Below are 16,538 nucleotides of genomic sequence, written 5' to 3'. Positions count from 1 at the left end.
TTACTATTCCATAACTTGCGACTTAAGATATAATTTCTTCACAAACTTCATATCATGTGCCACCATTATCCTCACAAGCTCAGGAAAACTAGTTTTCGTAGGATTCCAACCAAGTACTGTTTTGGCTTTGGTAGGATCACCTAATAATTGTTCAACCTCGCAAGGACGGAAATATTTCGAGTCAACTTCAACAAGCACTTTGCCTGTATTCACATCAATTCCTTTTTCATCAACACCCTCACCTTCCCAGTACAGTTCAATGCCAACCTCACGAAAAGCTAAAGTAGCAAATTCGCGAACTGTATGCATCTCACCGGTAGCTATCACAAAATCTTCCGGCGTATCATGTTGCAGCATCAACCACATACACTCCACATAATCCTTCGCATACCCCCAGTCACGACGGGCATCCAGATTACCCAGATATAACTTATCCTGAAAACCTTGTGCAATACGAGCAACGGCAAGAGTTATCTTACGGGTTACAAAAGTCTCTCCCCGACGCTCACTTTCATGATTGAACAGAATACCATTTACAGAAAACATGCCATAACTCTCACGATAATTCTTCGTAATCCAGAAACCATACTGTTTTGCTACACCGTATGGACTACGAGGATAGAAAGGTGTTGTTTCTTTCTGGGGAATTTCCTGTACCTTACCATAAAGTTCCGAAGTGGAAGCCTGATAAATCTTCGTCTTTTTCTCTAAACCCAAAATGCGGACAGCTTCAAGCATGCGAAGCGTTCCTACAGCATCAGCTTCAGCCGTATATTCCGGAACATCAAAAGACACTTTTACGTGACTTTGTGCCGCAAGATTGTAGATTTCATCAGGTTGTACCTGCTGAATAATACGAATCAATGAACTACTATCCGTCATGTCACCATAATGAAGATTAACTAGTCGCTGTTGCCTCATGTCACGTACCCATTCATCCAGATATAGATGCTCTATACGTCCTGTATTAAATGAAGAAGAACGACGGAGGATACCATGAACTTCATAACCTTTTTCTATTAAAAATTCGGCAAGAAATGAACCATCTTGTCCAGTAATACCTGTAAGCAATGCTATTTTTTTCATTATGAATCTAAATTTATTATTGATACAATTTCTCTATTTCTGTCCAAATTACATGCTGTTCAAAATTATCAACAACAAAATTCCGTCCATTCTTTCCAAAATTCAGTCGAAGTTTTTCATTAGAATAAAACCTTTCAATAGCGTTTATTATGCATTCAGGGGTATGCTCTACAAACACTCCTGTCTGTTCTTCAATTATTGAATCAACACACCCTGTTACACGAGCTGTTATTATAGGTAATTCCATTGAAGAAGCTTCTAATGTTGACATTCCAAAGCCTTCTCTATATGAAGGAAAAACAAAAACATTCATTAGGGCATAATAATATTCTATAATTGAATTTAAAACATATCCTGTATTTATTATGCTAGAAGTATCTTGTATAAATCGTTTAATTTCTATAGGTAAAGAATCTCTTTCTTCCATCATCCCAACCAATAACAGAACCATATTATCATGCCTTTGGGTAAGAATCTGAAAAGCCTTAACCAATTCTACAATACCTTTATCACGAACTAAACGACCTGTATAACCCACTACAAAACTAGAATCAGCTATTCCTAAACTATCCTTCAAATCTTTTAAGCGTTTTAAATCTAAGTTCTCCTTATTGAAGCGACCGACATCAATGCCATTGCAAGTACCTTTAGACAGTAGTACTTGTTTCGATACTAAGTTCAATTTATCATCAATACTTTTCTTATATAGAGAAGGGCTTACACACACTATTTTAGTTGCTAAAGCTGCGACAAGTTTATCTATTGATATTAACAACTTCCTTTTGAATCCCATCGAAGTCTCATAGACCAGACCATGCCTAAAATAGATTCTAACTGGAACGCGTAAAATGAAAGCTGCAATCATAGCAATTAACGCCCCTTTAGGAGTATGCCCAACAACAATATCTATTTGCTTAGATTTAATATATTGCATGGTTTTAGAGATTGCCACAAAATCTTTCATAACAGAAATTTTTCTCAGGATTTCAACCTCTTTATATTCAAAACCATATATTCTGGAAAAAGATTCCAATTCAGGCGAACTACTGCATACAATATACTCTTTATAGCCTTTTTTATTAAAATATGAAAGTTGATTACCCAAAAAATAGGGAATTACAAAAGAGATATTCACAACATGAAGAATATTCATAATAATTATTTTATAACAGCCATCAATTTGCTTGAAGCCTCCGTTTTCAACTTAAATGATATACTATTTGAGCGTCTTTTTATCAAGATATTTTGTAGTCCAAAAACAGTAAACAAGGCATATAATAAGCATTTTACATAGTTAATAATAAGCATTCCATATCTTTTTAAGAGATTAGCGCTATAATACTTTATAATTAAAGTCCTAACCCCCTTCATTGACAAAAGATATTTATACAAATACGGAACACCTATCTCACGATAAAATAATAGTGGTTCAGACAAATTATAAAAGTTAGATTTCTCTATAGTGCGACACCAAAGTTCCATATCTTCAACTCTAATATATCTTGAGTCATACGGATTATTACTAAACCAGTCTCTTTTCCCCATTACTGATGGATGTATGAAGCATGCATGAGCAAATACATCCCCTATTACAGACGGATTTACCTTGTTTTTCAAAATGCCAACAACTCGATTTCCAGTATCAATCGAATATGCCCAGCTACCAACAACATCTGCCTGTGGATGCTCTTCCAAATATCTAAGTTGTTTTTCCAGTCTTTGCGGGTGCATAATATCATCGGCATCCATACGAACAAAATATTTACAATCACTTAGTTTAACGAGTTCGTTCAGACGATAAACGAGTCCTTTATTCCGCCCATCTGAAACAACTTTGACTCGTGTATCACTTGTATATTTACGAGCCAATGCCAATGATGAATCTGTACTTCCATCATCTATCAAAGTCATTTTCCAGTTGGTATAAGTCTGATTTAGTACAGATCGTATGGCATAATCCAAATATTTTTCGGCATTATAGAAGGGAATACCTACGTATACAAGATTCATACTTATCAAATTTTAGTCCAGCTATCCAAAGCAAGAGTTTTATTGGAAGTAAAAGTCCAGCGCGAAGGAGCAATAACAAGTTGATTCTTATGCTGATTAAGATAGGCTCCCCACCAAGAGAATGTACTATTGGAAATGATATTTACTTTACACAAAGACATCAAATAGATATATGCAAATTGTGATATTTCATGATTAGGAACAAAAACTGTAGATTCTGGCAAGGATACATGATTTTTCACCCACAATATATCATCTGAAAAAACAAAGAACTGTTTATCCTCTTCAATTTCGGAATTAGCTCGATCTATAGCCTGCTCATAGTATTTCTCTGTACAAACCCCATAAACATTAATGTTCTTAGGTGAAAAATAATCTCCTCTTCGTACATGCAAAGAAACTGAGATTTTAGCAGAACGGATGTTTTCTTCTATTTCAGATAAAACATTAGGATTTTTCCACTCACTAAGTACTTTTTGCATTGGAAAATATGTCGCATATTTTTCCTCTTGCCAATAGCCTTGTAGAAAGATTTTTCCTCTTGCTTTTTCTAACAAACAAATATCAAACATGCTTTCTGATAAATAGGTATTCGACCATTGGAATAGAGCTTTAAACAAACGATTCTTGACACCTGTATATCGAGTAAAGTATGCATTATAAAGCGGTATGTCAGGTATAAAAGAACACAATTCCAACTTTCTCAGTTGATCTGATGTTCCAAACGAAGCAACATCATAGAATACTTTTTTATCAGTTTCAATTTCAAGATATTGTCCAAATGAATACTGAAAAAGTTGATTACCTAAACCTCCCCATAATCGTACTATAATCATAAAATTATCATTAAACTAATTAGAAATATGAATCAGGGATTAAGTTAAACTCATGATGAAGCAGATTTCAATAATGATGATTTACTGAGTATCTTCAATTATAACCTCACCCACTGATTCGCACTAGAAAATAAATACTCAATATTACACAGAAATAGATATACCTCAAACATTATATAAACCTAGAAGTATTTACATATTTAGCAATTATTGGTAACACAATGAAACTGTTCAGAGATAGAATAAAGACCATCAATAGTGAATCAATATCAACATGAAAAATTTTATTAGAAAACAATATAACAACCTCTAGTAGCAAATAGTGGATGACATAATAATTCATCGATTTACTACCAATAGCATGCAATATGGATGTATTTTGAGGCAAATAATAAAATATATTATTTATCATAATTATTCCACTCAAAGAACCTAATACATATAGTAAATAGTAACCATGATTACAATGATTAGCTCTCATATCTACATTAGAGAATAGCGAAGGTATTGATAAGTATGCCACATAAAATAGCATAGATATGATAAACACTATTTTTTTATACTGGACATCTTTTAATAAATGTCCCATTCCCAAGAAGAATAGTCCAGACAAAATATTGCCAAACCAAACAATATAATTACAATTTGTAACATCAAGTATATATGCAGCTATAATACATAAAAACAGAAGTGTCAAATAATATTTTTGACTGCATATTGTATTGTACATTAATTTAGCAACAAATAATGAAGCGAGAAACCAAAGAGGTAAATTACCCATAACAGCCCCTTCTTTCAATATCTGATAAAACGGAGACAATATATATTTTACCCAAGAAGTTTCTCCATAAAAAAACAAAATTACCGACCAAACTATTATGCCATAAAGCGAGTATTTAACATAGGGATACAATAGTTTTTTACCCTCTAAAAACATCTGATTATTACTTTTATGGAAAAAGAACATTCCGCTTTTAAAAAAGAACCACGGCATGAAAAAGAAAAGTGGTCGCATTAGAACCACAAAGAAATTCCCTGTATGAGTAAAGTTTACTATATGAACAAATATCATATAAACAATCATCAGTCCTGAAATTCCATCAATATCTTTGCGTCTCATAAAATATATAATCTGCCCAAGCTTTCAGAAGAAAGCTCCCGTGCCTTGAGTTACTTTGCGTATATTTATATTTTGTTACGTTCCTCGTTGTCCATATTCATTGTTTATAGTATCCAAGAGTACATGCCTTCTTTACATAATAATTGAACATAAAAAGGAGTTTCACCAAAAGAATTTTTATCTTTCCACAATTTAAACAATATTTCATATATATTTCTAAAGATCTAATTTCTTCTTTAGCAACAAAGCTACTAGAAACTGTACCATGATGAGATCCTGTAGATTTTCCACCTTCATGTATCACTAACCAAGATGGATCCAGAATAAACTTATAATGCTCTTTCTTTAATTTATAACCTAGAATTATTTCTTCTGCATACAAGAACGTTCTCTCATCAAACATGCCAACCTTCATGAATGCATCTGTTTTTATTATGAAAAAGCATCCAGATGGAACTTCAAAATCGATTAATCTCTCATATGGACGTTCTTTATAGTATACCATTTCTTGGTATTTTCTGGTAAATAGTTTACGAATAGGATAAAAGCTATCCATTATGCAATCAAAATAGCTATAAACCTTTCTAATACAAATTTGTCTGTTTGCTTCATTACTAATGTGAGGCGTCCATACTAACGGCTGAATTCCACAATAATGCTCACCTAATTCAGACAAGGTATCAATAAGATTGTCAACTAACCCCTTTGTCCTAATTTCAACATCCGGATTCATTATTACCAAATAGTCAATCTCATACTTCTCTAACAGATATCGAACCCCGGCATTATTTCCTCTTGCATATCCGACATTCTCATCTAATTTTAAAACACAAGTATTGTGAATGTTGGCAGAAATAAATATTTCGACCTGATTATTTTTAGTTGAACAGCCATCTACGAAGCATATCACATAATCATCAGATATAGCGTTCTCTACAATACTTGATGCTGCAATTACTGCATCTTCAACTGTATTGTAATTCAACAATATTACAGCATATCTTTTTTTAGTCATTTTTCAGTCTAACGTGTTAACGATTGATTTGGAGCAGAATTGTTTTTGCAAAAAATAAGGCATCAAGAAAGTCAAAAAGATTACCACTATATCAAAAATAGAACACATATTAAGGAAGCCAAATATTCCTCCTACAGAAAAAGAATAATATTTATAAATAACACTTATCCTATAGCAGGATACTCCACTCCCCTTTCGTAAGTATATAGTAAAGGAAAAAGCTATAATAAATAGAATTATTACTGGCAATACGGGACCAAACTCTATATATAAATCACCATACACCGTTTTGAACCAATCCACTCTTACCCCTGTATAATGATACCAATCACTTTTATCTCCAGCTTTAAAACTACTATCAAATAAGCTAAAAAACTCAGAAAACAATCTTTTTCCTCCAGTAAAATTCACTTTGTCCCAATATTCATAACCTAGAACAGGAAATGTTTCTCCAAGATATTCATAGATTGAATCCACTGCTGTCCTCTTTACATTCTCCCCAAAACGTTCTTCGGTAATTTGAGCAACGACAACAAACAGTATTGCGACAACAGCAACTGCCACCCACAAAACTTTTCTTCTGAATCTGTAAGACATAGTATTCCAGAAAAGAATGAAGAAAAAAGATAGATTTAGTATGCCAAAAAACAAATTTGCTCTTGACCCTGTAGTCAAACCTATTGATAGAGCATTAAATAAAAATACTATCAAATAAGACACTAAGAACTTTTTAGAGCATTCAGCACATTTATAACCCCTGAAAATATATAATAAAACAAAAGGAACAATCATCACATGTGAAAAACGTCCTATAGAATTAAAAAGTCTAGCTAATGGATTCCCACTATAATACAAATCTGAAATATTATCTCCTCCCATGCTATGTATATTCCCAAAACCGAAAGAAATGGCTGTTTTCAGCTGTGTTAGTTTAATCAATGCATATATAATATCAATAGCAAATAAGACATAAACTATATTCCAATTTCTCCGGGAATAGAGTAAGGTTGAGAAATTCATTTTCTCAACCTTGATTTTATTCAGAGGCATTAATATCAAATAAACACAAAAATAATTGATAAAAAATGGTATTGGAGAAAGTGGTTCGTATTCATAAGATGATGTATACATAACACTCCAATATAATCCGGACAAACAGAGATAAACACTGAAAGCCGCAAATATAGAATACATCAACCATACAAAGGAATATATAGTGAACCCAGATTTTCTATAAGAAAAAATGAAGGTACCAAAATACAGCAAAAAATTTAATGGCATTACAACAAAAACGCTCATCATTTCTTTTTTAGAAAAAAAGCCCAAACAAATGTCATCCTTCGCATTAGTTGATACAGCAAACGACTTTTGACACAGTTCTCCAACTCTACAGAGTCTTTGATATCACCTTTAGAAAGGCGATAATACATATACACATTAATTTTCAGTTTATCCAAAATAGAAGCAGCTTTATATTCCCCGCACAAATACGCTCTAAAAGCTCCATTTAAAGTGGTAAAACCACCATTATCCACATCTTTCAATGTACCGGAAGCCATCATTCCATTAGGATTTATCCGATAACATCCGGTTACATCTTTTAAGAAGACCGATTTGCACTTTCCACATATGTGAATGAAGAGAGGCCAATCATAGCCATAACTATAATATTTGTCGAAATTAGCCAACAGTTCTTTCTTAAACATAACAGTGAGAGTTTGTGGAAAATTATTGCGCAGTAAAGAGGGTAATAAATATCCTGTTTTGGAGTGGGATAATTGATTTGACACAGTTGAAGAGTTTTCAATAAGCATATTGTCTAAATTGACTAATTGGAATTTTGAATAAACAAAGCCTATATTTTTGTCTGACTCAAGTATATTCACCTGCTTCTGCAATTTTAGAGGATCAGTCCAATAATCATCACCTTCACACCATGCTATATATTTACCTCTTGCAGACATTCTATTCCAAATGCCATTAAAACGAGAAACAGTCCCATCTTTTCTTACAAATTGCGAAATTCTTCTATCACGAATAAATAATCGAATTTTATCAGGATATCTTACCGCATACTCCTTACATATTTCTTGAGTACCATCAGACGACCCATCCTCTCCTAAAATTATTTCATAAGGGAAATCTGTTTTCTGCATTAATATTCCATTTAGACAGTCCCTTATATAATTAACATGCTGATAAGTGGTTACTGTAACAGAAACTAAAGGGAAACTCTCATTAACAGGTTTATTATCTCCTAAATATTCTTCCTGCAACAAGAAGCGTTCTTGCAATGCCTTCTCAAATTCATCCATGACATGAGATTATTTTATCATAACGAACAGATGTTCTAATTACTTTTCCTTTTTCATCAATAACCCTAATGCCACCATTTTTAATCGCTGTATTCCACATGGTAGCTTCATTATATTTGTTATTAGAATCTATCATATAAGGAACTGGCAAAAAACCTTCCTTAAATACGCGATACAGTCCTTCTGCAGTATATAAATTGGGTATATATCTTTCTAAAATACGTATTGCCTCTTTGGCCTCTTGATACATATCTTCTGTACGCTCATTCAATTCTTGATTATAAGCCATGTTTTCAATTTGACCAATAGCCCTTAATTTTCTGTATTTGTTTAATGCCGCCAAAGTTATTTGAATGCTTTCATTAATGACGGGAGGAGTAGCTAAACGCACGGCTTCACAATAACTTACAACATGAATTATTTCAGGACTATCTCTATCATTTGGCTCAATGTCATCCATTAAAGCCGTGACTGCCGCCAATTGTATTTTAGCTTTATCCAAATCCGGTGAAAAGTAATCCAACCCAGCTCTAGACTGCAAATGAACGGTAAAGTTATCATCTTCCAATTCTCTAACCAATTGTAGCATCGTTCTGCCTTTAGCTAAATCCTGCAAACCAATAGTATATTTGGGAGTATTCAGCATATTCTGCAAAATCAGATTTCTTATACCTAATTTCTTCGCACTTTTTGCTGCTAGATATCCTGATATAATATATGATATATCATCTGTACCTCTAAATGCAAAATGATGAGGAACATTAGGCTCAAGCGGTTTGCCAGTACTTGCAATATATTTTATTGTCTCAAGATGTTCTTTCAAGTTTTCTAATACAGAATTAGAACCACGCCCATCTATCTCACAGAACCACCAAAAAGACAAAGCATGCCAAGATATATTTAAACAGCGTTCGTGCATCTTAGCCATATCCGGAACATTCTTTGTGCCAGCATACGTTCTTACAAGCATAGGAGAAGCTGCTTCCTTTATCATCTGATACTCTTGTTCTGAATTAACAGGTATACCTCCACCATTAGGCAATCCATTCCAATCCTCCCCAAACTTTGATTGGGTTAACTGAGAAGAACCTATAGAAAGGATATCTAAAAGATGCGCCTTGGCTAAATCCTTTTCCCATGAAAAAAATTCTTTTATAGCTTCTAAACGATTGGGATTATAAGGACCAACATGAGCACGAATTAAAGGAAGGGTATGACGTTCCTTGCAATAGTTTACTCTTTTAATGAAAGAATCACTATCTTTCCCAGCCTCAATATATCCCAAATGATCCTGCGGAGTTATACATTTATAAGTCTCAGACTCAATTAAATCTTTAGCAAAAGCCCAGCGCATATTGTCATACTCTGAATTCAGTTTCAAATCTTTTGGAAATTTAGACTCCGGAACACCTAATTTTTGAAGTGATTCTATTGGAGTTTCATCGCCCGGAAAAACTAGTACCTGCTCACCCAATTCTCTTTTTACCAGTAAACAAGCATCAGGTAAACCTGCAAAAAATACCCCTCGCAAACATCCTCCATTTTCAACGAAAAGATTATGATTCTTCATTTCATAGAAAAGATGGCAAAAGTAGTCTTTTGCTTCACTAGGATCTAATCGATAACTAAAACCGATACGAGTTATATTATGGTCAGAAATCCATTTTTGAAGCAATGAAAAATTATTCAACTTATATATACTCTCTACTGCAACAGATATCTCATTGGGAGAAATATAGCACTCATAACCACAGTCTCTTAACAAATGCGCTATTGTGGTTATTCCCAAAGTATGTACGTCAATATCCGTCTTTACTAATCCAAAAATTTCATTTTCTTGTAAACGCGTCATGATAATAAATTTAGTATATCATCCTTTTCCAGATGAGAAAGTCCCAGGTTTTCCAAAGTACGCCCTTGCCATTTAAAATCAATCCCCAACAATGCCGAAGACAATATAATTATTGAATCCATTAAAGGGGTTGAAATACCCACTTTTTTTCCCAATTCACTCATTGGAATTAATCCAGTAGGTATATCTTCCGTTAATTGTCGGGTAAAGATAGAGCCGGGTCCCAATATATCATGATATGCAGGATTATTACGCATACGTTCGCATAATCCATTCCCCCACGTTCCTGGGTATGCATAAGTCATCCAATCATAAACAGCCATCAAATTTACCCCGTACGCTTTGCCTATATTCAAACGTTCTTCATCAAGTTTTTGAATAAAAGATGCTACATTAGGGGTTATATCACGATAAAAATAAAATGGATTATTTCGCTCTATGGTGGCCGCATTGAACAGAACAACAGCAGGATGAAATATAGCACCGATATTTTCCAAACTCGTATGAATCAAATTCTTTGCTGGTATAAAGCAAGGAAAAATAGAGCGAATTTGATTTAGTATAAGTTCCGTTTCATCCATATTGCGTCCGGACAACATTACTCTATCTTTAACCCCAATAATATTGACTACTCCGGGAGACAGTATTCTACAAGCATAAACCAATGTTTGAGCTTCTGCTATATGTATATTCAAATTAGGTCTCTTCGCCAAAATATTAGCAATTTCTAAAACTCCGCATGTCCTTCCCGGATTCAAAATGATAATCTGTCCATCTTTTAAATAGGGAAGTATTTGCTCAGCTATATTACGATGTGCAGTGGCTGTAGTCACAATCAAAATTATATTGGAAAACTCAACGGCCTCTTTTATATCATCAGTAATTAAATCAATATAACCTTCTTCTTCTAAAACCCCTTCCAATCTAATCAAATGACTCTGGGCTATAGAAAAGATATGTTCCATATCACGATTATATAAACAAACATGAACTCCTAAAGCTGCACAGTGACCGGCCATCGCCTGCCCTCCGTTACCAGCACCAATTATAGTAATTTTGGGTGGGTTCATAAAACTAAATCAGATAAACCATGACACATTATATCAACACCATTATTATTAAGAATTGCAAGTTGTGAATCAATATAACTAACTTTTTCTTGCAGTTCCTGTTCGGTTGATGCCACTACTAAATAACCTGCCGCCCTGTCACCACTCGTTTCAGCTTTTGTTATCTCCATTCCTTCCGTTTTATACAAAAAATACTCCTCTATAAAAGAATTGTCCAACAAGTTTTTGAATCCCTCAAAACTATTAATGATTCCAGGATAGCAGTAAATATAATTCATTACTGCATATTTTACTTTCTCCCAAGGTGCCATACGAGGAGATTCCCCTAAAATCAAATCTACATAACTTGACATAATGTTAACACCTGACAAAACTTCTATTAATTTATATTTGGAGCCACCTCCCATTCGTGTGCTGAATTCCAATACGTCAAAATGATTATCTTTCAGTATTAACTGCACCAATAGCGGTGTATTTTCCAAATGAAAAGCATCTACTATCTGCTGAGCTATTCTTAATAATTCCCCTTTCTGTTCATCTCCAATAGCAGGATAGCGACTCTGCAGAATAGTAAACGAATGTGTATTCCTCATTTTAGCAGAATTCGTCGCACATAGAAATTTGGCAATTCCCTTCTCAACATAGAAATCAGCAGATATTTCTTCACCTTCTTTAAACTCTTCTACAATTGCTGTATTTGTACGACTATATAATATTGCCGATTCCAAAGCCACATGCAATTCCATTTCTGTGAATACTTTCTTAACTCCCTTTGAAGAATTGCAATCAACAGGTTTTACAACTAAAGGATAATGAAAATTATTTAAAGCAGTATTATCAAAAGAATCTAAAATTGCATATTGAGATGTCGGAATATTAAATTCTTTCAGAACTTTTTTCATATAAGATTTATTCGTAACATTCAATGCTGTCTGATAAGAAATATAACACGGCAATAAAAGTTCCTCTGAAACTTGTGCAACTGTCAATAATGCCTGATCAGTACATGCCGTACAAACTAAATCAGCCTTTTCCATCAATGCTATTCTTTTTACAGCTTCCACATCAAGTGTACTTGCCACAACATGTTTATCCGCATATTTTTTAGCTGGAGGATTTTCATAATAATCAATAAGTACTATATTTTGTACATTCCTACTCCTTAATTCCTGTATAAGAGCAATTTGATCTGCTCCCCCAGCTAAAACCAAAATATTCATTCTGCAATAATTTCAATTATACATTCCAAATTCTCCTCTACCAAGCCAAAGTACATCGGCAAACATATCACGCTATTTGCTATCTTATGCGCTATCGGCAAATTATCAGCTCTTGCAGACTCCAGTCCTCTATAAGTAGAAAACTCACTTATCAACGGATAGAAATATCGCCTGCCTAGCACATTCTGCTCTTTCATCTTAAAATAAAGTTCGTCACGGGTCATGCCATACTTTTCAGCATCCACGAAAATCGGGAAATAAGAATAGTTGTGACGTACACCCGGCATATCTTCCATAAAACTGATACCCTCAACATCTTTCAATGCTTCCCGATACTTGACAGCAACCTGACGCCTGGATTCAATAGCCGCATCCACTTGCTTTAAATTAAGCAAGCCATAAGCAGAACGAACCTCGTCCATTTTCCCATTAATACCAGGAGCAACTATTTCTGTCTCTCCCGCAAAACCGAAATTCTTCAAATAATCAATACGCTTTTTTGTCTTTTCATCATGACAGATTAGCGCACCTCCCTCTATAGTATTATAAACTTTCGTAGCATGAAAGCTCAATGTTGACATATCTCCTGCGTTTAGGATTGACTTTCCATTTACCTCCACCCCAAAGGCATGGGCAGCATCATAAATCACCTTCAGTCCATATTTATCGGCTATCTCCTGAATGCGTTCCGTATCACAAGGTTTTCCATAAACATGTACAGGCATAATAGCTGTAGTCTTTGGGGTAATTGCTGCTTCTATCTTATCGGGATCAATATTGCAAGTTTCGGGGTCAATGTCAACAAACACAGGTTTTATGCCATTCCACCACAAAGAATGGGTAGTAGCTACAAAACTATAAGGAGTCGTGATTACTTCTCCCGTTATACGTAACGCCTGGAGTGCACACATCAAAGGTAACGTACCGTTAGTAAAAAGACTGATATAAGGTACTTTTAAATATTCACACAACGCCTTCTCTAATTCCTGATGATAATGACCATTATTGGTCAGCCACTTGCGATTCCAGATGTCTTGCAGATAAGGAATGAAATCGTCCAGTGAAGGAAGTAATGGAGAAGTAACCGTAATTACTTTATTTTCCATCTTACTACAATTAATTTGTTTTTGATTTTCTACTTACGTCTGAGCGCAGAAAGCACCAACTGCTTGATCTCAAGATATTCGTCAAGATGCAGTTTCTCATAAATAATTAAAGCTAAGAATACTCCTACCGAAATCTGAATGAACAATAATGCATAAACAGGAATATTCCAATGAGAAAGTCCCCACATGACAAATGCTACCACTAAAGAAACTACAAAAGTGGGAAGTATGTCTTTTATCTGTTTTCCTGTCGGATAATCTATTAAGCTTGCCGAATAATAGCTATTCAGAAAATAAGCTATAAACGAAGTTATCACACTTCCCCAAAGCATATATTCAATACCGCAAAAGATACCAATAACAATGGGACCAACAGCTATTATTTTCTTTATAATTTCTAACTTCAAGAATAGGTCCGAACGTCCTTTCACCTGAAGAATATTCAGATTTATGGCATGAAGAGGATAAAGCATGCCGCTAAAACAGATGATTTGCAAAAAGTAAACGGCAGGCAACCACTTTTCGCCTATCAAGATAATAATCAAAGGTTTCGCTACAGCAGCCAATCCCAACATGCAGGCAAAGGTTATCAGCATGGTAATCTTTATCACCTTCCGATAAGCTTCACGCAAGCGTTCCGGCTCCTCCTGAATAGAACTTAAAACCGGATAACTGACACGTTGGACAACGGTGGTCAAATTACTGGAAAATATCGTATTGAATTGCTCGGCACGGGTATATTGGCCCAATTGCGCAGAAGTATAGAAACGCCCGATGATGATATAATAGATATTTTTATAAATAGTGTCCAACAAGCCCGAGAGTAATAGTTTGGATCCAAAACCAAAGAGTTCTTTAAAACTCTTCGTAGAGAATTCCCATACCGGATGCCATTTGCTATATATCCATAAAAATAGTGTATTCAGAAATTGACGGGAAAGTTGCTGACCAACCAAACTCCACACCCCCATACCTCCTAATGCCATTCCTATTCCAATAACTCCACTACTGATAGAGGAAATCAGAGAGACTTTTGTTTGTGTCTTGAAATCTACCTCCCTCACAAATTGGGTGCGAGGGATGATGGCAAGTGCATTGATAATCAACACCCACCCTATAACTCTTGTAACTTCTACCAGGATGGGTTCTTTGAAAAATACACTAATGGCCGGAGAAGCAAAATACAAAAGCACATAAACAAGAATACTGACAGTCAGATTAAAATAGAAAACAGTATTATAATCAACTCGTTTTACGTGTACTTTCCGGATAAGTGCATTGGAAAAACCACTGTCAATAATGGAAGTGGAAACAGCTATAAATATAGCTATCATTGCCATTACGCCATATTCCGCAGGAGTCAATAAACGAGCAAGCACTAATCCCACCAAAAAGGCGATACCGGAACTGGCTATGTTATCAATAAAGCTCCATCCAACACCACGGACAGTTTTATGTCTTAACGTATCAGACAAATCTTCTAATCTTACTCTTCTATCTCCTCAAACGGATAAGGATTATCCGCAATATTTTTCAACTCTTCTATGATTTCTGTTTGTTCAGAATTCAAAGTTGCCTTGTCCCAACCATCAATAATGCCATAGGCCTCTTGAAGCAAGGATTCTTCATAAATCTCCCCATAACAAAAAGCCAGCAAACGGACTTTTAGCAAAGAAGGGGGAAGCTGTTTCAAAATATTGCAGATGCGGTCTAAAACAGCTTGTTTCTTTTCTCTTTTATCTCCATTGTCGTAGATGGTGGCATTATAGCCCATCAGAAGAGCTAAACAAAGGTTGGCTTCTTCTTCGATACCGGAACTTTTTGCGGCAAAAAGAGAATCCGATTCTACAAGAACCTCCTTGTTCAGTCGAGTAAAATCATCTGAATAGATGGGTTCACCATCCATGCCAAGATACATAAGCTTATGAGCCAAATGCTGAAGCTCACGAGCACAAGAAAGCAGATCATTCATTGAAATATGAGTATGATATGATTAAATATTATTTTATTATCTTCAGATAGGATTTTGGTACTTTTACACTGGCTGTCAAAATACCATTAATACGAATAACGACGTATGTCTTATTGGCTTCTGTAGCAATTTCTCCTTCAATACCACGAAAATCGCCTTTAACGACCTTGACTTTATTCCCTATTGTGAGAGGTTCATTGTCAAAGCTGACACCGTCCGGATTCAAATCCATGACAAACATGAAATCCTTCATCTGTTTGTCGGGAACGACAAGCATGGAGTGAGTGAAAAGATCCTTCATATAGAAAAGCTGTACACCATAAACATTAGAAATGTCACAGGCTGTTTGCTTGGTGGCACAAACGAAAATTAAATTGCGGATAACAGGGACTACACTACGCTTCCGACGGTGTTTCAACTGAGATATTACAATTTTAGTCGGCAGATAATAGTCAATATCCAAATTTTCGTTTGATTTCAGCTTCTCAAGAAACTTGCCAATTGCAAATTCTTGCTTATCACGTGTACGAGCTGCAAACCAATATTTCTGAGTTTCAACCACTTGCAATAAATAAAATCGAGGATATTACTTTAGGTATGGATACGCTTCGCGGCTTGAGCAAGACATTTCCTCTTTCAAGCCGAAATAGATAAATCAAGTCGTTATCTACTTTTAATATATTGAAGACGAATGGATTAATAAAGAAAAACGTCTTTTAATCGTTCGTTTAATATGCGCAAAGATAATGCCTTGAAATGAAACAACAAAATATTCTGATAGATAAAATCGATTTTCTCTTTAATAAATGTCATATGTTACTAATCCATAGTGAGTTATCCCTGAAATAAAATTGTGATTTTAAACTTGTTTTTTTATCGAAAGAATCTTAGGGAAGATACAGGTTAAAATGCCATCTTTTAAACGAACGATTAAAA

Annotated in this window: 15 protein-coding genes; all 15 read right to left on the bottom strand. The window is 34.8% G+C overall.

The genetic code is table 11. The features are described from left to right. Nucleotides 1-3 precede the first annotated feature (3 nt). Nucleotides 4-1,086, bottom strand: a complete 1,083-nt coding sequence (gene gmd, locus BWI44_RS14805) for a GDP-mannose 4,6-dehydratase (protein ID WP_286814825.1) — start codon at nucleotides 1,084-1,086, stop codon at nucleotides 4-6. Nucleotides 1,087-1,102: 16 nt separating this feature from the next. Then, the gene (locus BWI44_RS14800) at nucleotides 1,103-2,239 is read right to left on the bottom strand and encodes a glycosyltransferase family 4 protein (RefSeq protein WP_007662949.1); all 1,137 of its coding nucleotides are present in this window, start codon (nucleotides 2,237-2,239) and stop codon (nucleotides 1,103-1,105) included. A 5-nt stretch (nucleotides 2,240-2,244) separates the two neighbouring features. Continuing rightward, a complete protein-coding gene (locus BWI44_RS14795) occupies nucleotides 2,245-3,096 on the bottom strand; it encodes a glycosyltransferase family 2 protein (protein WP_286814822.1) in 852 nt (283 codons plus the stop codon). Nucleotides 3,097-3,101: 5 nt separating this feature from the next. Beyond that, the gene (locus BWI44_RS14790) at nucleotides 3,102-3,932 is read right to left on the bottom strand and encodes an alpha-1,2-fucosyltransferase (RefSeq protein ID WP_007662951.1); all 831 of its coding nucleotides are present in this window, start codon (nucleotides 3,930-3,932) and stop codon (nucleotides 3,102-3,104) included. Nucleotides 3,933-4,104: 172 nt separating this feature from the next. After that, nucleotides 4,105-5,052, bottom strand: coding sequence for an acyltransferase family protein (locus tag BWI44_RS14785; protein WP_286814814.1), 948 nt, complete (start codon nucleotides 5,050-5,052; stop codon nucleotides 4,105-4,107). Between the two features lie 97 nt (nucleotides 5,053-5,149). Beyond that, a complete protein-coding gene (locus BWI44_RS14780; protein WP_286814812.1) occupies nucleotides 5,150-6,067 on the bottom strand; it encodes a glycosyltransferase family 2 protein in 918 nt (305 codons plus the stop codon). 3 nt (nucleotides 6,068-6,070) lie between these two features. Beyond that, the gene (locus BWI44_RS14775) at nucleotides 6,071-7,261 is read right to left on the bottom strand and encodes an O-antigen polymerase (RefSeq protein WP_232288787.1); all 1,191 of its coding nucleotides are present in this window, start codon (nucleotides 7,259-7,261) and stop codon (nucleotides 6,071-6,073) included. Between the two features lie 104 nt (nucleotides 7,262-7,365). Further along, a complete protein-coding gene (locus tag BWI44_RS14770; RefSeq protein WP_286814809.1) occupies nucleotides 7,366-8,382 on the bottom strand; it encodes a glycosyltransferase in 1,017 nt (338 codons plus the stop codon). Next, nucleotides 8,375-10,234: a hypothetical protein gene (locus BWI44_RS14765; protein WP_286814804.1), complete on the bottom strand. Its 1,860-nt coding sequence runs from the start codon at nucleotides 10,232-10,234 to the stop codon at nucleotides 8,375-8,377. The genes BWI44_RS14770 and BWI44_RS14765 overlap by 8 nt, the downstream gene beginning before the upstream one ends. Beyond that, nucleotides 10,231-11,304: an NAD/NADP octopine/nopaline dehydrogenase family protein gene (locus tag BWI44_RS14760; RefSeq protein ID WP_117691383.1), complete on the bottom strand. Its 1,074-nt coding sequence runs from the start codon at nucleotides 11,302-11,304 to the stop codon at nucleotides 10,231-10,233. Before BWI44_RS14760 ends, BWI44_RS14765 begins: the two co-directional genes overlap by 4 nt. Further along, a complete protein-coding gene (locus BWI44_RS14755; protein WP_021967350.1) occupies nucleotides 11,301-12,524 on the bottom strand; it encodes an ATP-grasp domain-containing protein in 1,224 nt (407 codons plus the stop codon). The genes BWI44_RS14760 and BWI44_RS14755 overlap by 4 nt, the downstream gene beginning before the upstream one ends. Further along, complete coding sequence (locus BWI44_RS14750; protein WP_021967351.1) at nucleotides 12,521-13,630, bottom strand: DegT/DnrJ/EryC1/StrS family aminotransferase; 1,110 nt, start codon at nucleotides 13,628-13,630, stop codon at nucleotides 12,521-12,523. The genes BWI44_RS14755 and BWI44_RS14750 overlap by 4 nt, the downstream gene beginning before the upstream one ends. Nucleotides 13,631-13,659: 29 nt before the next feature. After that, complete coding sequence (locus tag BWI44_RS14745) at nucleotides 13,660-15,105, bottom strand: lipopolysaccharide biosynthesis protein (protein WP_007662959.1); 1,446 nt, start codon at nucleotides 15,103-15,105, stop codon at nucleotides 13,660-13,662. 11 nt (nucleotides 15,106-15,116) lie between these two features. Further along, nucleotides 15,117-15,602: a UpxZ family transcription anti-terminator antagonist gene (locus tag BWI44_RS14740; RefSeq protein WP_007662960.1), complete on the bottom strand. Its 486-nt coding sequence runs from the start codon at nucleotides 15,600-15,602 to the stop codon at nucleotides 15,117-15,119. Between the two features lie 28 nt (nucleotides 15,603-15,630). Continuing rightward, nucleotides 15,631-16,164 (bottom strand): UpxY family transcription antiterminator, encoded by a 534-nt coding sequence (locus BWI44_RS14735; RefSeq protein ID WP_007662961.1) that lies wholly within the window; start codon nucleotides 16,162-16,164, stop codon nucleotides 15,631-15,633. Nucleotides 16,165-16,538: the final 374 nt, after the last annotated feature.

The organism is Bacteroides sp. Phil13, assembly GCF_001940965.1.
Taxonomy (GTDB): Bacteria; Bacteroidota; Bacteroidia; order Bacteroidales; family Bacteroidaceae; genus Bacteroides; species Bacteroides intestinalis.
Note: the sequence above shows the minus strand (reverse complement) of the source record. Positions and strands in the feature narration are given on the sequence as shown.